Annotated in this window: 17 protein-coding genes and 1 tRNA gene; 12 read left to right on the top strand and 6 right to left on the bottom strand. The window is 60.5% G+C overall.

Annotated elements, in window-relative coordinates; translation table 11 throughout:
- Positions 1-51 precede the first annotated feature (51 nt).
- Positions 52-2,070: a PAS domain-containing hybrid sensor histidine kinase/response regulator gene (locus tag AAC850_RS06205; protein WP_340587813.1), complete on the top strand. Its 2,019-nt coding sequence runs from the start codon at positions 52-54 to the stop codon at positions 2,068-2,070.
- A 23-nt stretch (positions 2,071-2,093) separates the two neighbouring features.
- On the opposite strand, the gene AAC850_RS06210 is transcribed toward AAC850_RS06205, so the two are convergent.
- Together AAC850_RS06210 and AAC850_RS06215 are read right to left on the bottom strand one after the other, a co-directional pair.
- Complete coding sequence (locus AAC850_RS06210; RefSeq protein WP_340587814.1) at positions 2,094-2,591, bottom strand: AHH domain-containing protein; 498 nt, start codon at positions 2,589-2,591, stop codon at positions 2,094-2,096.
- A 53-nt stretch (positions 2,592-2,644) separates the two neighbouring features.
- The gene (locus AAC850_RS06215; RefSeq protein WP_340587815.1) at positions 2,645-3,271 is read right to left on the bottom strand and encodes a hypothetical protein; all 627 of its coding nucleotides are present in this window, start codon (positions 3,269-3,271) and stop codon (positions 2,645-2,647) included.
- Positions 3,272-3,599: 328 nt separating this feature from the next.
- Between AAC850_RS06215 and recJ the strand changes: the two genes are divergently transcribed.
- The 11 genes from recJ to AAC850_RS06270 all read left to right on the top strand — a co-directional run bounded on the left by recJ (position 3,600) and on the right by AAC850_RS06270 (position 14,949).
- A complete protein-coding gene (recJ, locus tag AAC850_RS06220; protein ID WP_340587816.1) occupies positions 3,600-5,381 on the top strand; it encodes a single-stranded-DNA-specific exonuclease RecJ in 1,782 nt (593 codons plus the stop codon).
- 80 nt (positions 5,382-5,461) lie between these two features.
- A tRNA-Glu gene (locus tag AAC850_RS06225) sits at positions 5,462-5,536 on the top strand.
- Between the two features lie 131 nt (positions 5,537-5,667).
- A complete protein-coding gene (locus AAC850_RS06230) occupies positions 5,668-6,861 on the top strand; it encodes a sensor histidine kinase (protein WP_340587817.1) in 1,194 nt (397 codons plus the stop codon).
- Between the two features lie 131 nt (positions 6,862-6,992).
- Complete coding sequence (locus AAC850_RS06235) at positions 6,993-8,351, top strand: OprO/OprP family phosphate-selective porin (RefSeq protein WP_340587818.1); 1,359 nt, start codon at positions 6,993-6,995, stop codon at positions 8,349-8,351.
- Between the two features lie 111 nt (positions 8,352-8,462).
- Positions 8,463-9,509, top strand: a complete 1,047-nt coding sequence (locus AAC850_RS06240) for a substrate-binding domain-containing protein (RefSeq protein WP_340587819.1) — start codon at positions 8,463-8,465, stop codon at positions 9,507-9,509.
- An 18-nt stretch (positions 9,510-9,527) separates the two neighbouring features.
- On the top strand, positions 9,528-10,913 hold the full coding sequence (gene pstC, locus AAC850_RS06245; RefSeq protein ID WP_340587820.1) for a phosphate ABC transporter permease subunit PstC: 1,386 nt from the start codon (positions 9,528-9,530) through the stop codon (positions 10,911-10,913).
- Positions 10,906-12,177 (top strand): phosphate ABC transporter permease PstA, encoded by a 1,272-nt coding sequence (gene pstA / locus AAC850_RS06250; RefSeq protein ID WP_340587821.1) that lies wholly within the window; start codon positions 10,906-10,908, stop codon positions 12,175-12,177. The genes pstC and pstA overlap by 8 nt, the downstream gene beginning before the upstream one ends.
- A gap of 86 nt (positions 12,178-12,263) precedes the next feature.
- Positions 12,264-13,010, top strand: a complete 747-nt coding sequence (gene pstB, locus AAC850_RS06255; protein WP_340588083.1) for a phosphate ABC transporter ATP-binding protein PstB — start codon at positions 12,264-12,266, stop codon at positions 13,008-13,010.
- A 14-nt stretch (positions 13,011-13,024) separates the two neighbouring features.
- Complete coding sequence (gene phoU, locus AAC850_RS06260; protein WP_340587822.1) at positions 13,025-13,690, top strand: phosphate signaling complex protein PhoU; 666 nt, start codon at positions 13,025-13,027, stop codon at positions 13,688-13,690.
- A 128-nt stretch (positions 13,691-13,818) separates the two neighbouring features.
- A complete protein-coding gene (phoB, locus tag AAC850_RS06265) occupies positions 13,819-14,508 on the top strand; it encodes a phosphate regulon transcriptional regulator PhoB (RefSeq protein ID WP_340587823.1) in 690 nt (229 codons plus the stop codon).
- A 210-nt stretch (positions 14,509-14,718) separates the two neighbouring features.
- A complete protein-coding gene (locus AAC850_RS06270) occupies positions 14,719-14,949 on the top strand; it encodes a hypothetical protein (protein ID WP_340587824.1) in 231 nt (76 codons plus the stop codon).
- A 100-nt stretch (positions 14,950-15,049) separates the two neighbouring features.
- On the opposite strand, the gene AAC850_RS06275 is transcribed toward AAC850_RS06270, so the two are convergent.
- From AAC850_RS06275 to AAC850_RS06290, 4 genes are read right to left on the bottom strand one after another with little or no spacing between them, the layout of a single operon-like run.
- Positions 15,050-15,784 carry an extensin-like domain-containing protein gene (locus tag AAC850_RS06275; RefSeq protein WP_340587825.1) on the bottom strand — a complete coding sequence of 245 codons (735 nt, stop codon included), beginning with the start codon at positions 15,782-15,784 and terminating at the stop codon, positions 15,050-15,052.
- Positions 15,784-19,299, bottom strand: coding sequence for an error-prone DNA polymerase (locus AAC850_RS06280; protein ID WP_340587826.1), 3,516 nt, complete (start codon positions 19,297-19,299; stop codon positions 15,784-15,786). Before AAC850_RS06280 ends, AAC850_RS06275 begins: the two co-directional genes overlap by 1 nt.
- A 1-nt stretch (position 19,300) precedes the next feature.
- A complete protein-coding gene (locus AAC850_RS06285; RefSeq protein ID WP_340587828.1) occupies positions 19,301-20,743 on the bottom strand; it encodes a UdgX family uracil-DNA binding protein in 1,443 nt (480 codons plus the stop codon).
- Positions 20,740-21,984, bottom strand: coding sequence for a putative DNA modification/repair radical SAM protein (locus tag AAC850_RS06290; RefSeq protein ID WP_340587829.1), 1,245 nt, complete (start codon positions 21,982-21,984; stop codon positions 20,740-20,742). Before AAC850_RS06290 ends, AAC850_RS06285 begins: the two co-directional genes overlap by 4 nt.
- Between the last annotated feature and the right edge of the window lie 32 nt (positions 21,985-22,016).

A 22,016-nucleotide genomic window follows, 5' to 3' on the forward strand; every position in this document is an offset into this window, starting at 1 on the left:
CGGAGGCGCATGCTCGTCAGACGCTAGCCAAACGGCGGCTAATGCCGGGCCATGTCCGAACTATCCGAATTCGCGCTCGTCCTTTTTGCCTTCGTCGCAGGTGGCTTGATCACCGCCGCCTGTTTCGCACTTCTAAACCGGAAGCGCCGACCTCACTCCGACTCGGACGAGCCGGAAATGAAATTCAGGGAACTGGTCGAGGTCGCCCCTGCTGGGCTTTGGCGCACCGATCAGTCGGGCCGTTTTATCTGCGTCAATCAGGCGTTAAAGGAATTGTCCGGCTTTTCCAGCGCAGACGATTTCAACCAGCCGTGGATCAAGTTTATCCATGCCGATGATCGTGAACAGGTTGCCACATGCTGGTCTACCGCGGTGGCCCAGCGTCTGCCATTCTCGACCGAATTGCGCTGGCTCCATCCCGATGGATCGGCCCGCTGGCTGGTCAGTATGGGGCAACCCGAATTTGCTGCGGACGGGCAGTTCACTGGTTATGCCGGGTGCAATATCGACATCGGTCGCCTCAAGCAGATGGAAGAGGACCTGAAGATTGCCCGCGACACCGCCGAGCGGGAAGCGTCGTCGAAATCGACTTTTCTTGCGCATATGAGTCACGACATTCGCACGCCTATGAATGGCGTGATCGGATTTACCCAACTACTGCTCGAGAGCGACCTTGACGAGGACCAGCGTAGCCAGGTCGAACTGATAGCCGATTCCGGCCGTGCCCTGATGCAATTGCTCAACGATATTCTCGACCACGCCAAGATCGAATCAGGCGAGCTGACCATTGTGAGCGAACCGACCGACCTGAGGCAGCGGCTTTCCCATTGCGCCAACCTGATTGAGCCGCTTGCCCGCGCCAAGGGGCTGTCCATTGGGGTTTGGGTCGATGAGACAGTTCCGGAATTCCTCCAGCTTGATCAGTTGCGCATTGGCCAGATCCTACTCAACCTTGTCGGCAACGCCGTAAAATTTACTGAGACGGGCGGTATTGATGTCGAAGCGCGGATGGAAAATTCCACCGACGGGCGGTCCTTGCTGCTTTCGGTAATGGATACCGGAATTGGCATTGAAGAATCGCGACTGGAAGAAATCTTCACCCCGTTCGTCCAGGAAGACAATTCGACGGCGAGGCGCTTTGGCGGCACGGGATTAGGCCTTGCCATCAGCAGCCAGCTGGTGAGCATGATGGGTGGCCGGATCAGCGTTCATTCGAAACGCGGCGTTGGAACCCAATTCACCGTGCGCCTCCCGATCGTACCTGTAACCGTTAGCGCGCCGCCCAAGGCCGAGCTTGCCGATATATCTGATGCAGACGCGCTTTCGTGCCTCAAAGGCGCTCACGTGCTGATTGCGGAGGACCATGGCATTAATCAGGAACTGGTCATGTCCATGGCGCAAACGCTGCAGCTCGATGCGCAACTGGTCGAGAACGGGGCAGAGGCAGTCCAGGCCGTGATCAATGCAGACAAAGCTGGTGTCCCCTTTGACGCGATCCTGATGGATTTGCAGATGCCCGAAGTCGATGGCCTCGAGGCAACCTGTCGCCTGCGCGCGCTGGGCTATGATGCCGAGACGTTGCCGATCATTGCTCTGACCGCCAATTGTTATCCCGACGATATCGCAAATTGCGCAGAGGCCGGAATGCAATCCCACCTCGGAAAACCGGTCACGACAGTAACGCTGGCCCGTGAGCTTGCGCGCTGGCTGGCGCCCGGCGGCAAGGCGGAATTTTCACATGTTTCCAAGGACGAGGACACAGGCGATCCGGAAGAAATTTCAGCCGCTGCTCTTTCGTCGATCAACGGCCTGCAAGATCGTTATCGTAACCGCAAAAACGAGATCGTGACAAACCTGCGGCAGTCGATCGAAACTCCGCCAGACCAGACCGACTGGGAAGAACTTGGCCGACAATTGCACAAGCTGGCCGGTGTAGCGGCAAATTTCGGAGAGCCGGAATTGGGTGAGGCTTCACGCCGTTTGGAACGGTGGCTCAATACGTCTCATGAACCTGAAGAATTGCTGCAGGCCTTAAAGCGTGAATGGCCGGTGTTCGAAAAGGCGGCGTGAGAAAAGGAGGGGGCTTTTGCCGGTTATGCTACCGGTTCGCTTGCCGACCAAAGCATCTCTGCCATCGCATCGAGCTCTGCAAAATCGACCCCGGGGCGGAACGGGTCTTTCCGATTGAGGACCAGGCTGCGGCCTTCGCGTTGCATTAACCGCTGGCGCAAAGCATTTTGCAAAATGCGCAGCCGCATCAGCGCCTCTTCGCGCGCCATATGCGGATGGCGCAGGTGCGTTCGTTTCCAGCTAGCTTCCACCTGGCCTACGCGCTGCGCGACAAGCTCATTGTAGAGACGATGCGGACCGCGGTGCATCGGAAGGCCGGTCGCCAGAGCAGCCGATGTGCGCGCCGGAAGCAGGAGCCCGTTGGCACGGAAATCGTCAAAGCACAGATCATGCCTGCCGAGCGTGTAAAATAGGCTGCCAAAGCAATCGCCACGGAGCAGCTGGCGCGGAAGCGAGTGATGGCGCTGCATATTTTCTAAAAAGCCCGGCCGATCTCGCCGGTTGACGGACCTGAAAGGCAAATGCGCACGGCACGCACAATTACGTACGGCGCCCGCTCTTACGGCGGCGCTCGTTAGTGCGACCTTCTCCACACTTGTAGAATGGAGAAATTATCCACAGGTTCAAGCTCCAATGTTTCACCCGATGGCCCGGTAAAAGTGAAACTTTGCATGATCTTGCCATGTTCTACCAACCAGTTGACCAATCGCAGGGCCACCTTGGCCGCCTCTGCCCGATCTGCGCACATTTCAGGCGATAGTCGCAACTCCTGGCCTGTAAAAAGCACCAGCCCTTCCGTCTGCATCCCGCCATCGGGATTGGTCATCAGTGCTGTCAGCCCGAGACCGGGAAAAGCGCCACCTTCAATCCAGCTCTGTACGCCGCGCCGAAAATAGTCCGGGGCGCTGAAGGTTCGCGCCGGATGCCATGCGACCGCATTGACGCCTTCCAGATTGGACAATTGTGCGGCTAGCGAAGCGAGACAACGCACAACGGGGAACATCGCCCCTCCGCCCGAAAGGTGTGGTCCGGGTGTAAGGGTAATGGCTTCCATCACCGCAGGATCGAAATTTCCCGGCAAGGCATAGCTGTAAGCGCAATCAGGAAGATGTTCAGCCGGACTAGGGGCCAATCCCACCAGATCGAAGGTCAGACCATTGGCGAGCAGTTCGACCCAACCTTCGTCTTCGCCACCGTCCAACGTAGGATCGATGCTGAGAGAGAATTGATCGAGTTCGGTGGCCAGTTTGCGGATATCACTGGCGCAAGGACGCTTTCCCGCCGGAAAAACCAGTGAGACCGCAGAAGCAACACTATTCGATTCAAGGCTCTGCGCACTCGCGATCGAACCAAACCCCTTTTTTGGTATTCTAGCAAATGCCTCTAAATCGGCATTGCGTCGAGTCATAGCCTTACAGTTGTAACTTCTTAGTTATCGCGCGATTCAGCATTTGTCGTAGATGCGCATTCTGTCGAGAGACCACGCGCTATCCCTTCCCACATATCAATGCGCACTATAGGCAATTGGAATGAACACGAAAGTCGCAGTTCTTGGTGTCGAGAAATCCCTGTCGGGCAAGACATGGAGATGGCGTGGTGGCAATATGGAACTTGGTCCGGGGATCGGTGGGCTGGAAGAGGATATTACTACCCAGCTCCTGCTATCGCGCGGCGTGAATCGCGACGACCTCGACAAGCATCGCAGTCCCAGCCTGCGGGGTTTCCTTCCCGACCCGTCTGCCTTTGCCGATATGGACAGGGCGGCCGAACGGATTGCCGAAGCGGTCATCGCGCGTGAGCCGTTGACCGTATATGGCGATTACGATGTCGACGGCGCGACCAGTTCCGCCCTGCTCATCCGCCTGGTTCGAATGCTCGGTCATGACGCAAATCACTACATTCCCGACCGTCTGCTTGAAGGGTACGGCCCTAGCGGAGAGGCGTTGCTGCGCATCGGTGAAGACGGATCGAGCCTGATCGTCACCGTCGATTGCGGCGCGATGGCACATGAAGCGCTTGGCATGGCGCATGAAGCGGGAATCGATGTCATCGTGGTTGACCATCACAAATGCTCGCCCGAACTTCCGCGCACTTTTGCGCTGGTTAATCCGAATCGGCTCGACGAATCGGACCTTGCAGCGGAGCACGGCCATCTCGCCGCTGTTGGTGTCGCGTTCGTGCTCGCGGTGGCAGTCGTGCGGACATTGCGCCAGCAGGGCTATTTCAAGGACCGTACAGAGCCGGACCTCATGTCGCTGCTCGATTTGGTCGCACTGGGAACAGTGGCTGATGTCGCCGCGATTCGCGGGTTGAACCGCGCCTTCGTGGCTCAGGGACTGAAAGTCATGGCGAGGCGAGCGAATACCGGCATGGCCGCGCTGATCGACGCCAGCCGCCTGAAAGCTGCGCCTGCCGCAAGTGATTGCGGATTCGCCCTGGGTCCGCGAATCAACGCCGGAGGCCGCGTGGGCGAAGCAACTCTCGGCGTACGGCTTCTGACGACCGAAGATCCTGACGAAGCTCGCGACATCGCCCAGCAGCTCTCGCAACTTAACGAAGAACGCCGCGCCATTGAGTCTGCAGTACAGGAAGCGGCAGAGGAACAGCTTGCAGCACAGCACAACCGCCCGGTCATCGTGTGCGCCGGCCATGGCTGGCATCCGGGTGTGATTGGCATTGTCGCCGGGCGTATCAAGGAAAAGTCTGGCAAGCCCAGCGTGGTCATCGCGCTCGATGACGAGGCAGGCGAAGGCAAGGGATCGGGGCGCTCGATTCCGGGCGTGGACCTTGGCGCTGCGATCATCGGTGCGACCGAGGCCGGGCTCCTCGTCAAAGGTGGCGGACACGCAATGGCCGCAGGTCTGACGATCGCGCCGGACCGGCTGGATGCATTTTCCGATTGGCTGGCCGATCACCTGGCCGGCCCCGTTTCCCGTGCAAGCGCAGAACAGCAGATGGTGCTCGACCTCGCATTGGCTCCTGGCGGGCTGACTCCCGAACTCGTGGAAACGCTCGACAGTGCTGGTCCCTACGGCGTCGGCTGGCCCGGACCGCGCATTGCCGTGGGGCCGGTATATCTGGTGAAAGCCGATATCGTCGGCACCGATCACCTGCGCGTAATTGCCGCAGGCCAGGACGGCGCACGCTTCAAAGGCATCGCTTTTCGCGCCGCGAACAGTGAAATGGGGCAAGCGCTCCTGCACGGTGCGAAGGGACGGAAGCTGTGGCTGGCAGGGCGCGCCAAGATCGACGATTGGGGCAGCAGGCCAGCGGCAGAATTGCATCTTGAAGACGCTGCCTGGGCAGATTGATGCAAGTTTGTCATTTATCCTGCTCAACAAGGCTTGACCGTGAAGCGGGACACCCCTAAGTGCGCCCCTCCATCGCGTGTGGCCCCTTCGTCTAGCGGTTAGGACGCGGCCCTTTCACGGCTGAAACACGGGTTCGATTCCCGTAGGGGTCACCACCGATGGTGCGTCGCCAAGACGCCTCCCTTCCCCAACCCGAGTGTATCGCGCTGCAAAGCGCTACCCGAGCCGCTCGGTCTGGTGAAAAATAAGTGCGCCTGGCGATAGCGTTTGTCACAAAACTGTGGCTATGGCTGCGCGCATGGAAGGGCGTTTCGTTCCATCGGCAGGACTTTTTCTCGCGGCTGTAACCGGCGTGGCGCTGCTTATTGCCGGTGTGGATTTCTGGCTGGTGTTTGCGATGCTCGCCGTTTGGGTCGCATCCTTCTGGGTCGCAGTCCCTCCGCCGCCTGCTGTGGTGGAGAAGAGCACCGAAGGCATGACGATCAGCCCGCGGGGAATGCGCGACCTTATCGAGCATTCCGGTCTGGCCATACTGCTGCTCGACGAGAACCGCATCATCGTCGCTAATGCCCATGCACGCGAAGAGATCGGCAAGCATATCGTCGGACAGGATGCCCGCGTGGCCTTGCGCCATCCCGTTGCCATAGACCTGCTATCCCGGCCGGAAGGCGGCAGTGTGCCGATCCAGGGCCTGACCGGCCCGCGCAGCAATTGGCAAATGACGCTCCAGCGAATCGATGAGCGCTATTGCCTGATCGAACTCATCAACCGGACTTCGGAGGCAGACGTCAGTCGCGCGCACACCGATTTCGTGGCCAACGCCAGCCATGAATTGCGCACTCCGCTGGCATCGATCATCGGTTATATGGAAACGCTGGCCGAAGAAGGTGCCGACGTTCCACCGGTCAAGGCCAAGGAATTCTACAGCACGGTTTTGCGCGAAGCTCGCCGATTACAGGCGCTGGTTGAAGACTTGATGTCACTGAGCCGCGCCGAAGCCGAGAAGCACGATTATCCCGCGAAGACCCTCGATCTTGTCCAGCTCGTCAGTCAGGCAGCAAGAGACGCGGCGGGGTTTGAGCAGGGCAGCCGTATCAAGCTCGACATTCCGGCGGAAAAACTGTCGGTACGTGGCGATCGCAACCAGTTGGAACAGCTGGTCCGCAACCTCGTCGACAACGCGATGAAGTATGGCAGGCCGGAATCACCGATCACCGTAAGCCTGCGACGCGGCGATCGCGCGATGGCCGTACTCGAGATCAAGGATCGCGGCGAAGGTATCGATGCCGAACACATCCCGCATCTCACTCGCCGCTTCTACAGAACCGATCCAGGGCGCAGCCGTGCTGTGGGCGGGACCGGACTCGGCTTGGCCATAGTCAAGCATATCGTGGAGCGGCATCGTGGCCGGCTCGACATCTCGAGCGAGAAAGGCACCGGCACGACAGTAGCCGTACGCTTGCCTGCGGTTGCAGGCTGAATCGAGCCTTCGCGCAGAAGTGCGCTTTCCACAGCTCATTTTCCAGTGTCACAAAACTGTAATCTGCCGCCCCTAGGCGCGGTGTCACAAATTGGACACCCGTTGGACACATGGCAGGAACGGTAACAGACATGCGTAAATCCCTTCTCCTCTCTGCGGCGGCGATCATGACGATCTCCAGCCCGATCAACGCGCAGGATGCTGACGATGTCGATGCACTGCGTGCGCAGGTGGCTGAACTGACAGCCCAGCTCGAGGCACTTTCGGCGCGGCTCGACGAAGTTGAAGACACTTCATCAGCACATGCTGTTCCGGCTCCAGCGCCCGCAGTTGCCGCCGCCCCCAGCGTCACCGCCGACAATGCGACGCAGATCAGCATGGGCGCTGCGCCCGAGGTAGAGAGCGACGACGGCTTCTCGTTCAAACCGTTCGGCCGGCTGATGCTCGATGCAGGCTGGACCGCCCTGCCCGATGGCCTCGGCCTGTCCGATGGCTTCGATGCAGAGATACGCCGAGCGCGTCTCGGTGTCAGTGGCGATATTCCCGGCGGATTCGCTTACAAGATGGAAGTCGACTTTGCCGGCAACGAAGTGACCATCACCGATGCGCTTATCGAATATGGTGCAGGCGACTTCGATATTATGGTCGGCCAGTTCAACAACTTCCAGTCGATGGAAGAACTGACGAGCAGCCGCTTCACTTCCTTTATCGAACGCGCAGCCTTCACCGATGCGTTCGGCTTCACGCGCCGGGCTGGCGTGGCGGTCGAATACGGCGGTGACAATTTGCTGGTCCAGGGCGGCATCTTTGCAGACAATTTCGAAGACATGCCCGGCAGCGATCGCTGGAGCGTGGATGGCCGCGCCGCTTTCTTCCCCGAGGTCGGCGATACCCAGCTGCACTTCGGCGGATCGCTCCACTATGCCGAGATCGGCGAAGGCGAAACCGTGCGTTATCGCCAGCGTCCGCTGGTGCACTTCACGTCCAACCGACTCATCAACACCGGCAACCTTCCCGCGACGAGCGAATTTGGTGCCGGCCTCGAATTTGCTGCCATCAACGGACCGTTCCATGTTGCTGCCGAAGGTTATCGCCAGAAACTCTCCGGCCTGCCCACCATGCAGAACGCGACTTTCCACGGTGGATTCGTCGAGGCAGGTATCTTCCTTACGCCGGGCGACAGCCGCGGATATAGCGGCGGCCGTTTCAACCGCACTCGACCGGCAAACCCGGTCGGCGAAGGCGGCATCGGCGCGGTGCAGCTCAACGTCCGCTACGACTATCTCGAACTGAACGATGCCGACGCCGGTATCATCGGCGGAACGCAGAACGGTTTCCTTGCCTCACTGATCTGGACAACCACCGATCACACCCGTTTCCAGATCAATTACGGCAAGCTCGATTACAGCGACGCCGCCATCGCCCTGCCGTCGGGAGACCGCGATTACAGCGCCGATGCCATCGGAATGCGCGCCGAATTCGATTTCTGACAATCAACCACGGCCCCTGTTTCCAAATTGGTCCGCAATGTGACGCAAAATTGTCGCATGGCGGTAATAGGGGGCCACTAGTTCAAAACCTGAACCCAAGGGGTGAATGAAATGAAGACAATTACCATTGCAGCTATCGCGCTCGCCGCGACCGCACTGACGACCGGATGTGACGACAAGGTCGGCGGCAGCAACAGCCGTGAAGCCATCCATGCCGTTGGCTCGTCCACCGTGTTCCCGTTCGCGCGCCGCGTGTCGGAGATTTTCACCCGCGAATACACGCAGTTCGCATCGCCCAGCATCGAATCGACCGGCACCGGCGGCGGCATGAGCCTGTTCTGCAGCGGCGTTGGCTTCGACACGCCGGACTTCGCCAATGCCTCGCGCCGCATGAAGCTCGGCGAGTTTGAGAACTGCCAGGCGAACGGCGTTACCGACATCGCCGAAATCCAGGTCGGCATGGATGGCATCGCCATCGCTTCCGCCCAAGGCGGCATCACCATGGATCTGACTCCCGAGATCATGTACCGCGCGCTGGCTGCCAACCCCTATGGCGAAGAGCAGACCGCGGAAAACTGGAGCGATGTCGACGCGTCACTGCCCGACCTGCCGATCCTCGTCTACGGCCCGCCGACCACTTCGGGTACTCGCGATGCTTTCAACGAGCTGATCATGCTGGCCGGTTGCGAAAGCAACGAAGAATTCGCCGCGACTGAAGAAGCGGACGAAGACGCGTACGAACGCACCTGCACCGAATTCCGCAGCGACGGCAAATTCGTCGAACAGGGCGAGCAGGACAATCTCACCGTCCAGAAGATCGAGGGCAACCCGAACGCTGTCGGCATCTTTGGCTATTCCTATCTCGAGGAAAATGCCGACCGCGTGCGCGGTCTGACCATCAACGGTGTCGAGCCGACCTATGAAAACATCGCCAGTTTCGCCTACCCCGGTGCCCGCCCGCTCTACATCTACGTGAAGAAAGAGCACGTTGGCATCATCCCCGGGATCGAGGAATTTCTCGCAACCTGGGTCGCAAATTGGGGAGAAGGTGGTGCACTTTCGGAAATTGGCCTTGTGACAAACCGTGGCGAGGTTATGGCGCAGATGACCACTGCCGTAACCGAACTGCCGAATCTTACGGCCGAAGACCTCCAGTAAGGGACCTCAGCACGCGCGATGTCACCAGCTTTACCGCTTCTCTTGGCCCTCGGGCTCGGGCTTGCCGGTTGGTTGGTGGCCCGCGCGCGAGCCTGGACTTTCAAGCGAGCCGCTCCCGATGGGCGGCTCGCTGCCCTTCCATCATATCACGCATGGTATGCCGCGCTGTGGATTGCTGTGCCGATGCTGTTGTTTTTCCTGCTTTGGGATTACGTCTGCACACAGCTCATCGTGGGCCACGTGCTCGCCAGTCCGGAGGCGCAGTCGCTTCCTGAATTCGGACTTCGGCGCGACATCATCCTGAACGAAGCCTTCGCGCTTGCATCGGGTGATACGGACCGAGTGATGAATGAAGAGGCGCGCGCCTTGGCGGTGCCCTTCCGCGAAGCCATTTCGCGTTACAATTTGTTTGGAGTTCTTATCGGTCTGGTCATTGCCGGGCTGGGCGCTGCCTGGGCCTTCCTGCGACTGAAGCCCGACTTCGCCGCGCGCACCAAGGTCGAACGCCTGGTGCTTATCGCCCTGCTGCTCGCATCGCTGGTCGCTATCCTGACCACGCTCGGCATTTTCGTGACGCTCGTGTTCGAGACGATCCGCTTCTTCGGAATGGTCTCACCGATAGACTTCCTGTTCGGGACGCAGTGGAATCCCGATCCGATGAGCAATGCGTCAAATCCTGATGGCGACCGCTATGGCGCGATTCCGCTGTTCTGGGGTACGCTGTTCATTGGCGCCGTGATCGCCATGATCGTGGCGATCCCGCTGGGGATGATGAGCGCGATCTACCTGACCCAATATGCCCATCCCAAGCTGCGCAAGTGGGTCAAGCCCGCGCTGGAGATTCTGGCGGGCGTGCCGACCGTAGTGTACGGTTATTTCGCCGCGCTCACCATCGCGCCCTTTATCCGTGATCTCGCAATCTCACTCGGCGCCAGCAATCCGTCGAGCGAAAGCGCACTGGCCGCTGGCCTCGTGATGGGCGTGATGATCATTCCCTTCGTCAGTTCGATGGCCGACGATTCGATCGCCGCCGTTCCGCAGGCCATGCGCGATGGCTCGCTGGCGATGGGCGCGACAACCAACGAGACGATCCGCCGCGTGATCGTGCCTGCCGCACTGCCGGGGATTGTCGGCGGCGTCATGCTGGCGATCAGCCGAGCCATCGGCGAGACGATGATCGTGGTGATGGCTGCTTCGACTGCCGCGAACCTGTCCGCCAACCCGCTCGACTCGATGACCACCGTCACCGTCCAGATCGTCGCCTTGCTGACCGGAGAAGGCAGTTTCGATCATCCCGCCACTCTGGCCGCTTTCGCGCTCGGCTTTGTCCTGTTCCTGGTAACGCTGGCGCTGAATTTCATCGCCCTGCGCGTCGTCAAGAGGTTCCGCGAAGCTTATGAGTGACACGGTCAACATCGACGAAACGCGCGTGCCTCCTACGCGCACACCAGCCTTCGAAGCGCGGCTGAAAAAGCGTTACGCTGCCGAACGCCGGTTCAAGGCGATGGGCCTGTCGGCTATCGTCTTCTCTATCGCCGTGCTGCTCTTTCTGCTCGTCACCATGACGATCAACGGATTTGGCGGCTTCCAGCGCGCCGAAATGAAAGTTCCGGTCGATTTTCCTGCCATGGGTATCTCGGTCAATACGACCGCAGGCGATGAAGATGCGATCGTTCGCGACTTGCAAAATCAGGGCCTGCCCGAGATCGTGCAATTTTCGGCCGAAGAAGCCTTGGGCTCCGAGGGTGCCGCGGAACTGAATGGCGAGGCATGGCGGATCGTCGCGCGCCAGATTGCAGCGGATCCCAACCTGCTCGACCGTGAGAATTCGTTCTGGTTGCCAGCCACTGAAGACCTTGCCAGCGCCTATGCCGGTGATGGAAAGGTCGATCTGCAGCCCCTCGCGGCACAATTGTCAGAGCGCGGTCTGCTGGATGAACGTTTCGATCCGGGATTCATGAGCCGCGCCGATGCGACCGATCCGCAACTGGTCGGAATCTGGGGTGCGCTCAAAGGCTCGATCCTCACCATGATCGTCACCTTGCTGTTGGCCTTCCCGATTGGCGTGCTGGCCGCGCTCTATCTTGAGGAATACGCTCCCAAGAACCGCTGGACCGACTTGATAGAGGTTTCGATCAATAACCTTGCCGCCGTGCCATCGATCATTTTCGGCCTCCTCGGCCTCGCCGTCTTCCTTGCGATTTTCCCGAATTACCGCTCGGCACCGCTGATCGGGGGCATGACGCTTGCCTTGATGACCATGCCCGTGATCGTGATTTCGGGCCGCAACGCGATCAAGGCGGTCCCGCCGTCGATCCGCGATGGCGCACTGGCCGTGGGCGCGTCGCCCGTGCAGGTGGTGTTCCACCATGTGCTGCCGCTCGCCCTGCCCGGCATTCTTACCGGCACGATCATCGGCATGGCTCGCGCATTGGGGGAAACAGCGCCTCTGCTGCTGATCGGTATGCGCGCCTTCGTCTCTTCCCCGCCCAGCGGCTTCACCGACAATGCCACGGTCCTGCCGATGCAGATCTTCCTGTGGTCGGATGAAATCGACCGCGGATTCGTCGAACGCACAAGCGCTGCCATTATTGTGCTATTGATTTTCCTCCTGCTGATGAATGGCCTCGCCATTTACCTGCGCAACCGCTTCGAGAAGAAATGGTGATGTCCGAATCTGCCCCCGCCTCGCTCGCCGAACGTATCCAGGATCACCCTGATGACGTGGTCGACGAAGCCACTGCGGCCGTAAAAATGTCCGCGCGCGATGTCTCCGTTTATTACGGAGACAAGAAGGCGATCGACAATGTTTCGGTCGACGTCTTCAGCGAATATGTGACCGCCTTCATCGGCCCGTCCGGCTGCGGCAAATCCACTTTCCTGCGCGCACTCAACCGCATGAACGACACCATCCCCTCCGCGCGTGTCGAAGGCACGATCAAGCTGGAGGGCGAGGATATCTATTCGAGCGGAATGGACGTCGTACAACTGCGCGCCCGCGTGGGAATGGTGTTCCAGAAGCCCAACCCCTTCCCGAAGTCGATTTACGACAACATCGCCTACGGCCCGAAAATCCACGGCCTTGCCGAAGGTAAGAGCGAGCTTGATGCCATCGTCGAGAAAAGCCTGACCCGCGCCGGCCTCTGGGATGAGGTGAAGGACCGCCTGCAAGATTCGGGCACGGCACTATCGGGCGGACAACAACAGCGCCTATGCATTGCCCGCGCCATTGCGGTCGATCCCGAAGTGATCCTGATGGATGAACCCTGCTCTGCGCTTGACCCGATTGCGACAGCCAAGATCGAAGAACTGATCGACGAATTGCGTGGCCGTTACGCCATCGTGATCGTTACCCACTCGATGCAGCAGGCCGCACGCGTTTCCCAGCGCACCGCGTTTTTCCATCTCGGCCACCTCGTCGAGTACGGACACACGTCAGACATATTTACAAACCCGAAGAAGCAACGCACTCAGGATTACATCACCGGCAGATACGGTTGATGAGGACAGATAACATGGACCATACCGTCAAGGCCTTTGACGATGACATTACCCGGCTTCGCGGCCTGATCGCGGAAATGGGTGGCCTCGCCGAACTCGCCATCAGTGAAGCGCTCAGCGCACTTGTCAGCGGCGATCAGGAACTCGCCCAGCAAGTAGTCGATCGGGACTCCAAGCTCGACGCGCTCGAGGCCGAGGTCGATGCCATGGCCGTACGTGTGCTTGCACTGCGCGCTCCGATGGCGGACGACCTGCGCGAGATCGTGGCCGCACTGAAGATCAGCGGCGTGATCGAGCGCATCGGGGACTACTCCAAGAACATTGCAAAGCGCATCGGCAAGATCGAAGGCCGCAGCAAGTTCGAGCCGCTCACCCTGCTGCCCGCCATGGGCGAAGTTGCGGCGGAAATGGTGCACGACGTGCTCACCGCCTATGCCGCCCGCGATCCGGTGATGGCGCGCGAAGTGATCGAGCGCGATGCCAAGGTCGATGCCTTCTACGACAGCATTTTCCGCAATGTCGTTAGCCACATGGTCGAAAATCCCGCCACGATCAGCAGTGCGGCACAATTGCTGTTCGTTGCGCGCAATATTGAACGGATCGGCGATCACGCGACCAATGTTGCCGAAATGGTCCATTATTCGGCCACCGGCACTTATCCGGATGACATCGAGAGATAATGTCGCCTGTTGCAATGACGCCAGTCCGAAGAAGAGTGGGCGCGTTGCAACATTAGTGTCATGAGAGTGTCATACCGCCTGTGCGAAGGCCACGCGCCTGCGCGGTGTCAGACAGGGGATCAGCGTCAATGTCCGCACCCAAATTGCTGCTTGTAGAAGACGATACGGCACTTGCCGAACTGCTTGAATACCGCTTCGAGAACGAAGGCTACGATGTCCGTTCAACGAGCGATGGTGAGGAAGCCATGGTCCTCGCCGCGGAGGATGTCCCTGACCTGGTCATCCTCGACTGGATGATCGAGGGCGTGAGCGGGATCGAGGTGTGCCGTCGATTGCGCCGCGAAAAGGCTACCGCCAACGTCCCCATCATCATGCTAACCGCGCGCGAGGCGGAGGATGACCGCGTGCGCGGGCTGGAAACCGGGGCGGATGATTATCTGACAAAGCCGTTTTCGCCTCGTGAACTGCTGGCCCGTGTGTCAGCCGTACTTCGGCGCGTTCGCCCGGCCCTTGCCGGTGAAGCCATCGAAGTGGGCGATATGCGGCTCGATCCTGTTGCCCACCGGCTTGAGCGCCGAGGGCGCGAAATTCAGGTCGGCCCCACCGAGTATCGCCTGATCAAGTTTTTCATGGAACATCCGCGCCGGGTGTTCTCTCGAAGCCAGCTGCTCGATGCGGTTTGGGGAACGGGAAGCGAAATCGAGGAACGCACAGTTGACGTTCATATTCGGCGGTTACGAAAGGCCATAGCCTTGGAAATGGTGAGCGATCCGATCCGGACTGTGCGCTCTGCGGGTTATGCGCTGGAACCGGTTTGAGAACGGAGCGATCGAAGCAGCAGGTGCAGCATTTCATGCTGCATTTGCATAATTACACGTTTTTACATCCAAATTTGTGGCAGGTCAGCAACATCTCGTCGCTTAATTGGCTCAATTGGGAACACAAATGCAGGGCAAGGGGTTCACATTGTACCGCATCTGCGTTATCCGCCTGCTTGTAATTATAAGCCTCCAATCAATGAGGGAAGTATGAAAAAGATTATCACAACTGCTGTGGCCACTGGCCTCCTGCTCGGCACGAGCGCCAATGCCGTCGCTGCTCCGGTCATCGACCGCGACGCTGCAACTGTTTCCGATGCGGAAGGTATCGGTGAAGGTGGTTCGCTCCTCATCGTTCTGATCGTGGCTGCTCTTATTGCTGCCGGGATCGTTCTGATCGAGAACAACGAAGATCCCGACAATCTGCCGACCAGCCCGTAACGGCTTCGGCGATTGCTGAATTACGATTACCCCCGCTTCGGCGGGGGTTTTTGTTGCCCAGCGTCGATTTGCCGACTGCTAATGCGCGTCGTGCCCGTATTCAGCGACAGGCGCCCCGTGCTGGAGCGCGCCCTTGGTCGAGGTGGAAGTGGTCCGCATGGGCGGCGTTGTAATCGGGCGACAGGACAGTGCCGAAACTCTTGCACGCAGCCGTGCGGGCAGCGCGCAGGAATTGTCCGCGTGAACCTTCGTCCTCCCAGTCCTGCAGCAATCCGATGCGGCGCCCGTCCTCAAGTACGAAGGCGGCGATGTCGATTGCATTCCCCGTTGCATGCTCGCTCCAGCGACCACTGGTGGCTCCGTACATCCGGCGGCAGCTATAGGTTCCGAGCTGCTCGATACGCTCGACGGGCGAGCCAAGCTTTTCACGCGCTAGCCTTTGGACGTCCTGCTCCATCCAGAGGGCAAGTCCCGCGGCAACCGGACAGGTCGTTTCCGGATTTCCCGGAGAAAATGCGAAATTGGCCGGAATCAGGCGATCTTCTCGCCTGCACTCGCCCTCACCTGTCGGCTCAAGCGCTGTGAACTCCACCTCGCTTCTTTGCAGCACTGCGTGACAGGCAGGGACATCGCCACGCAGTGCCGCCAGCTTCACCCCGGTTGTCATCCCGTGCGGATCGCGCAGGTCTAGCGGAGCCCAGGGATTGTGCTGCGGATTTTCCGTCAGCCATGCGCGTGCGCCAACAAACAGCGCCAATGCGATCAGCAGCCAGACCAGCTTGCTGTCTGTTTTCGGGAAATTGGGCCAGCTCCGTTTGGCCTTCCTTTGCGCCATCAATGAAAATCGCGCGACTTGGGAATGATGCGGACATTGCGCGGGTGGCCACGCGTGGCGGGCAATTCATCGATCAGGTCGCGCGGGCGGATCGCCTCATCCTCATGACCATTGCGCAAGTCATCGCGCGGATTGATCTTGCCCGACGGTAACGGCGAGGTGACATGGTCGGCACGCGCCAGCGGCGCATTGAGAAGATCGTCGGAAAGGCGGTGCAATTCCTGCGTCGCGTCGGTCATGTGGTGGGCAATAACGTGGATCACCTCGTCATCATACTCCACCCTGCCGCGCACTTCCATCAATCGCGACCCCATCACCACACGGCGCTGCTTTTCCTTGAGATCGGGCCAGACCACAAGGTTGATGACGCCTGTCTCGTCTTCCAGCGTGATAAAACACACGCCCTTGGCGCTGCCCGGCCGCTGGCGGATCAGCACCACGCCTGCAACATGCACCATGGAGCGGAACTTGCGCTTGCGCAGGTCGCTGGCGCGTACAAAGCCGCGTTCTGCAAGGCTGGCGCGCAGGAATGCCATCGGATGCGCCTTCAGGCTCAAGCGCGTGGTCTGGTAATCGGCGACGACTTCCTCGCTCAGCGGCATATGCGGCAGGATCGCCCGGCGCTGTTCGGCGCCTTCGTCGCGCTCGTCCGCATGTGCAAACAGCGGCAAATCCTCTCCGCCCACCAGGCTGCGCGCATCCCACAGGGCCTGGCGGCGAGACAAATCCATCGAGGTAAAGCAATCGGCACTGGCAAGCCGCTCTATATGCGCTGGACCAAGCCGCGCGCGTTCGCGCAACTCGGCAACATCGCCATAGGGACCATCCTGCACCCGCGCCGCCACCAGCTGGGCTGCTGCATGTTCGGGCAGGCCATCGACCTGCCGCAAGCCGAGTCGCAGCGCGATATGACGGTCGAACCTCCCGCCTTGCGTCTCATCAGCCTTGCCGACAGTCTCCAGCGTGCAATCCCACTGGCTGCAATTCACATCGGCAGGCAGCACCTGCACTCCGTGTTCGCGTGCATCGCGCACGATCTGTGCCGGGGAGTAGAAGCCCATCGGCTGCGAATTGAGCAGACCGCAGGCGAAAGCGGCGGGGAAATGGCATTTGAGCCAGCTGCTGACATAAACCAGATGCGCAAAACTAGCGGCGTGGCTTTCGGGAAAGCCATATTCGCCAAAGCCGCGGATCTGGTTGAAGCAACGTTGCGCAAATTCGCGATCATAACCGCGCGCCACCATGCGTTCGACCATCATGTCCTGCAATTCGTCCACCATCCCGCGGCTGCGGAACGTGGCCATGGCCTTGCGCAGCCTGTTGGCTTCGAGCGAGGAGAATTTCGCCGCATCGAGCGAGATTTTCATCGCCTGTTCCTGGAAGATCGGGACACCCAGCGTGCGCTCGAGAATGCTGGAAAGCTCGTCCGGTGGGCCATGTTCCGGCGCTGGCGCCGGGATCACCACTTTTTCCGCTCCGCGGCGGCGCTTGAGATAGGGATGCACCATGTCGCCCTGGATCGGACCGGGACGCACGATGGCGACCTGGATCACGAGGTCGTAGAACTCACGCGGGCGCAGGCGCGGCAGCATATTCATCTGCGCGCGGCTTTCCACCTGGAACACGCCGAGCGAATCCCCCTTGCGCAGCATGGCGTAGGTTTCCGGATCTTCGCGCGGCACGCTGGCGAGTGTCAGCGGGCGGTCGTGATGTTCTTCAAGCAGGTCGAGGCATTTCTTGATGCAGGTGAGCATTCCCAGCGCCAGCACATCGACCTTGAGGATGCCCAACGCCTCGATATCGTCCTTGTCCCACTCGATGAAACTGCGCTCCGGCATCGCGCCATTGCCAACGGGCACGGTTTCGGTCAGCGCGCTTTCGGTGAGAATGAACCCGCCGACATGCTGGGAGAGATGTCGCGGCATTCCAATCATTTGTCGTGTAAGCATGAGAACGCGCTTCAAGTGCGGGTCGGTCACATCCATGCCCGTTTCAGCGACATGGTCCTCGCCGATTTCCTTGCCCCACCCGCCCCATACGGTTTTCGCCAGCGCGGCGGTCACATCTTCGGACAGGCCCATCGCCTTGCCGACCTCGCGGATTGCCATGCGCGGACGATAGTGAATGACCGTCGCGGTCAGGCCGGCGCGGTGGCGGCCATATTTGCGATAGATATACTGGATCACCTCCTCGCGCCGCTCATGCTCGAAATCGACGTCGATATCGGGCGGTTCCTTGCGCTCTTCGGAGATGAAGCGGTCGAACAGCAGCGCGTGACGCGCCGGATCGACGCTGGTGATTTCCAGGCAATAGCAGACCGCCGAATTGGCCGCGCTTCCCCTGCCCTGGCACAGGATCGGCGGATCGACGCTGCGCGCGAAATCGACGATATCCTTGATGGTGAGGAAGTAGCGCGCCAGATCCAGCTTTCCGATCAGCGCCAGTTCGCGGTGCAATGTCTCGCGCACGCTATCGGGCACGCCGGAAGGATAGCGGCGCTCGGCGCCCTTCCATGTCTCGGCAACCAGATATTCCTGCGGCTTCACCCCGTCAGGGTAGATTTCCTCCGGATATTCATATTGCAGTTCGTCGAGGCTGAAGTTGCAGGCATCGGCTACTGCGCGCGCGGCGTGGATGGCGTGCGGCCAGCGCCCAAACAACGTCAGCATCGCTTCGGGGCTTTTCAGGTATCGTTCGGAATTGGCGTGGAGCAGGTGCCCGGCCCGCGCCACGGTGGTCTTGTGCGCAATCGCCGTCATCACATCCTGCAAGGGACGCCGCTCGGGCGCGTGGTAATGCACATCGTTCGTTGCCAGCAGCGACAGTCCGTTTGCGCGCGCTAGCGTATCGAGCCGGTCAATCCGCGCCACATCGTCTCCGCTGTAAAGGTAGGCAGCGGCAAGGTGGCGCAATGACGGCAGGCCCGATGCCAGATGCCCGATAATGTCCACGAACGGCCCTTTGACCGCCTCCTGCGCCCGATCCCCGCTGATGGTGATGACGTTGCTGGCCCATGCCGGAACGGTGAACTCGGCATCGAGATCGCCCGGCGGCACAAGGATGAGCTGCACGTCCTCGCTATGCCCAGCCAGCATGGTGAGACTGATGTCGCACGCGCCCTTTTCCTGCCAACCGCCGTCCAGCGTCTGCATACGTCCGGCGCTGATCAGGCGGCACAGGCGGCCATAGGCAGCGCGGTCTTTCGGATAGGCGAGAAAGGCAAGGCCTTCGACCGTCTCTATCCGCGTACCGATCACCGGGCGTAGCTTGAGCGTCTTGGCCTCGGTGTGAACGCGCACCACGCCTGCCATCGAATTGGCATCGGCGATCCCGATGGCATCATAGCCAAGGCTGTGCGCGGTCAGGACAAGATCGACCGCGTCCGACGCTCCGCGCAGGAAGCTGAAGCAGGAGACAAGGCCGAGTTCGACGAAAGCTGCGCGCGGGGGCGCTTCAATCAGGTCGGGATCAAGCTCGATCCGGCGTTTATCGGGCGTGAGGGGAGCTTCGGGCATATCACTGCCCCAGCTCCGCCAAGCGCGCGCGCACCGCCGCCAGGTCGGCCGCAAACAGGCGTTCCTGCTGCGCCTTCGCCGCCCCGTCGAGCCGGAGCAGGTAGGAAGGGTGCGCGGTGACCCACAATTCGCTGCCATCATCGAGCGAGATCGGTTCGCCCCGCGCCTTGGAGATGCTCACGGTCTTGCCCAAGATGCCGCGCGCGGCGGAAGCGCCCAGCGCCAGCACCAGTTTCGGCTTCACGATGGCGCGCTCGGCCTCCTGCCACCAGCGGCAGGTGTCCACTTCCTTTGCCGTAGGGGTCTGGTGCAGGCGGCGCTTTCCGCGCTGGACATATTTGAAATGCTTGACCGCATTGGTGACATAGGCGGCGCTGCGGTCGATGCCGGTTTCTTCCAGCGCCGCATCGAGCACCTGACCGGCAGGGCCGACGAAGGGGCGGCCAGCGATATCCTCCTGGTCGCCCGGCTGTTCGCCCACGATCATCAATGCGGCATCGCGCGGCCCCTCGCCCATCACGGCATGGTTCTCGAGCGCGCCGATCGGGCAATTGCGGCAAGCGTGGATTGCCTTGGCGACAGCATCCAGCGTTTCCGGCTTCGCGGTAAAGTCCGCCTTGCCTTCCGCGACCATGGATGCCTCACGCTGCTGCGCGCCTGCCACCAGTTCGGGAATGAGCGCGGCTTCGGGCATGTTCTTCCAGTATTTCTTGGGCATTTCCTTCAGCATCGCGCCGATCTTGAGCCGCGCGGGATTGAAGATGGAGGCATAGTATTTGCGCCACAGATCCTCTGCCGGGTCGCCGCTCGGCGCGTCCGACTTCTGCGCGGGCGGGCCTTCGCACAGCGTTTCACCATCCCAGTGGAGGCTGCCGCGCGGGGTGAGGATCGACCAGCGCATGTTGGCGAAGCGGTGCACGAAGAAGCCCGCCTCGCGCCGCAGGATATGATGATCAGGCTCGAACCAGGCGACGTAATGCTCGGGCGCTTCGGGCTCGTCGCCCTCCTCGACCAGGCGAAAGCGGACAAAGGCGTGCATCTTGTGCGCATCACGCCGCACGGCCTTGTCCAGCTCCTCCACCCGGCGAACATCGCTATCGGCCTTGTCCTCCATCATGCGGGGATTGGATTGCAGCCGCCACAACAGGCGATAGAGCAGCGCGAAGCGTTCGGGGTCGGTGTGATGCGCGGCGTTCCTTGCCAGTTGCATGAACCGCTTGCTGGCGCGCACCGGTCGTGCGGAAAGATCGGGCACGGGCATACGCCTGTCGCCATGGCTGAACAGCGAGGCCGTGCCGCCCGGCTCCACCCACGCCACCCGGTCGGGCGGGACATCGCATTGCACCAGCTGCCGCGCCCGGTCGCGCCAGAAGCCGAAATCGTCAGGCTCTGGCATGTTGACCACGTAATAGGTGCCAAGTTTGACATGCTGGAGCGCGGTCATGCTGCAAAAAGCTCCAACTGCTCCTGCTTGGGCGCGAGCAGGCTGCGCAGGTCGGCGCGGTCGGTCAGCAGGACGGGGCGCCAGTCCGCTGTAACGATGAACGGGCGCACTTTGGTGATCGACACGGTCAGCTTCGCCACATCGTCCAGTCGCAAGGTCCGGTGGCGACGGCTGGCGAGGATTTGCGCGACCGCACGCGTCCCCAGCCCCGGCACACGCAGCAACATTTCACGCGAAGAACGGTTCACATCTACAGGAAATTGTTCACGAAACTTGAGTGCCCATGCAAGCTTGGGGTCGATATCGAGCGGCAGGTTCCCGTCCGCCTCTGTCGCCTGCATCACCTCGCGCGGGGCAAAGCCGTAAAAGCGCATCAGCCAGTCGGACTGGTAGAGCCGGTGCTCGCGCATCAGCGGCGGGCGTTTGAGCGGCAGTACCGCGCTGGCATCGGGAATGGGCGAGAAGGCGCTGTAATAGACGCGGCGCAGCTTGAAACTGGTGTAAAGGCGGCTCGCCTTGCCCACGATATCGGCATCGCTGGCGGCGTCGGCCCCCACGATCATCTGCGTCGATTGCCCGCCCGGCGCATAACGCGGCGCGTGCTTGAAACGTTTACGCTCATCCTTGGCCTGCACGATCGAGGCCTTCACCCCGCCCATCGCGCCTTCGATCTGGCGGCTGTCCTTGTCGGGGGCGAGGCGGGTGAGGCCCGCATCGGTGGGCAATTCGACATTGATCGACACACGGTCCGCATAAAGCCCCGCCTGGTGCACCAGTTCGGGATCGGCCTCCGGAATGGTCTTCAGATGGATGTAGCCGCGAAAATCATTGTCTTCCCGCAAGATACGCGCGGTTTCTACCATTTGCTCCATCGTGAAGTTGGAGCTTTTGATAATGCCGGAGGACAGGAACAGCCCCTCGATATAGTTGCGCCGGTAGAAGGTCAGCGTCAGGTCTGCCACTTCCTGCGGCGTGAAGCGCGCACGGCGGACATTGCTGCTCTTGCGGTTCACGCAATAGTGGCAATCGAAAATGCAGTGATTGGTCAGCAGGATCTTCAGCAGCGAGATACAACGGCCATCGGGTGCATAGGCGTGGCAGATCCCCATCCCCTCGGTCGAGCCGATGCCCTTCCCGCCCTTGCTGTTGCGTTTGGCCGTTCCGGACGACGCACACGAAGCATCATATTTTGCTGCATCGGCAAGGATTTCGAGCTTCTGGATGGTGTCGAGCGCAGGCATGTGTTCTATATATGTTCTCTCGAGAGATTCGC

Source organism: Erythrobacter alti, assembly GCF_037996805.1.
GTDB lineage: Bacteria > Pseudomonadota > Alphaproteobacteria > Sphingomonadales > Sphingomonadaceae > Alteraurantiacibacter > Alteraurantiacibacter alti.

What these genes read in the sequence shown, in the direction of transcription:
- AAC850_RS06205 (WP_340587813.1), top strand. Translation starts at nt 52, where the DNA reads ATGTCCGAACTATCCGAATTCGCGCTCGTCCTTTTTGCCTTCGTCGCA.
- pstA (WP_340587821.1), top strand. Translation starts at nt 10,906, where the DNA reads ATGAGTGACACGGTCAACATCGACGAAACGCGCGTGCCTCCTACGCGC.
- AAC850_RS06280 (WP_340587826.1), bottom strand. Translation starts at nt 19,299, where the DNA reads ATGCCCGAAGCTCCCCTCACGCCCGATAAACGCCGGATCGAGCTTGAT.
- pstB (WP_340588083.1), top strand. Translation starts at nt 12,264, where the DNA reads ATGTCCGCGCGCGATGTCTCCGTTTATTACGGAGACAAGAAGGCGATC.
- recJ (WP_340587816.1), top strand. Translation starts at nt 3,600, where the DNA reads ATGAACACGAAAGTCGCAGTTCTTGGTGTCGAGAAATCCCTGTCGGGC.
- AAC850_RS06290 (WP_340587829.1), bottom strand. Translation starts at nt 21,984, where the DNA reads ATGCCTGCGCTCGACACCATCCAGAAGCTCGAAATCCTTGCCGATGCA.
- AAC850_RS06270 (WP_340587824.1), top strand. Translation starts at nt 14,719, where the DNA reads ATGAAAAAGATTATCACAACTGCTGTGGCCACTGGCCTCCTGCTCGGC.
- AAC850_RS06285 (WP_340587828.1), bottom strand. Translation starts at nt 20,743, where the DNA reads ATGACCGCGCTCCAGCATGTCAAACTTGGCACCTATTACGTGGTCAAC.
- AAC850_RS06240 (WP_340587819.1), top strand. Translation starts at nt 8,463, where the DNA reads ATGAAGACAATTACCATTGCAGCTATCGCGCTCGCCGCGACCGCACTG.
- AAC850_RS06230 (WP_340587817.1), top strand. Translation starts at nt 5,668, where the DNA reads ATGGCTGCGCGCATGGAAGGGCGTTTCGTTCCATCGGCAGGACTTTTT.
- AAC850_RS06275 (WP_340587825.1), bottom strand. Translation starts at nt 15,784, where the DNA reads ATGGCGCAAAGGAAGGCCAAACGGAGCTGGCCCAATTTCCCGAAAACA.
- AAC850_RS06235 (WP_340587818.1), top strand. Translation starts at nt 6,993, where the DNA reads ATGCGTAAATCCCTTCTCCTCTCTGCGGCGGCGATCATGACGATCTCC.
- phoB (WP_340587823.1), top strand. Translation starts at nt 13,819, where the DNA reads ATGTCCGCACCCAAATTGCTGCTTGTAGAAGACGATACGGCACTTGCC.
- pstC (WP_340587820.1), top strand. Translation starts at nt 9,528, where the DNA reads ATGTCACCAGCTTTACCGCTTCTCTTGGCCCTCGGGCTCGGGCTTGCC.
- phoU (WP_340587822.1), top strand. Translation starts at nt 13,025, where the DNA reads ATGGACCATACCGTCAAGGCCTTTGACGATGACATTACCCGGCTTCGC.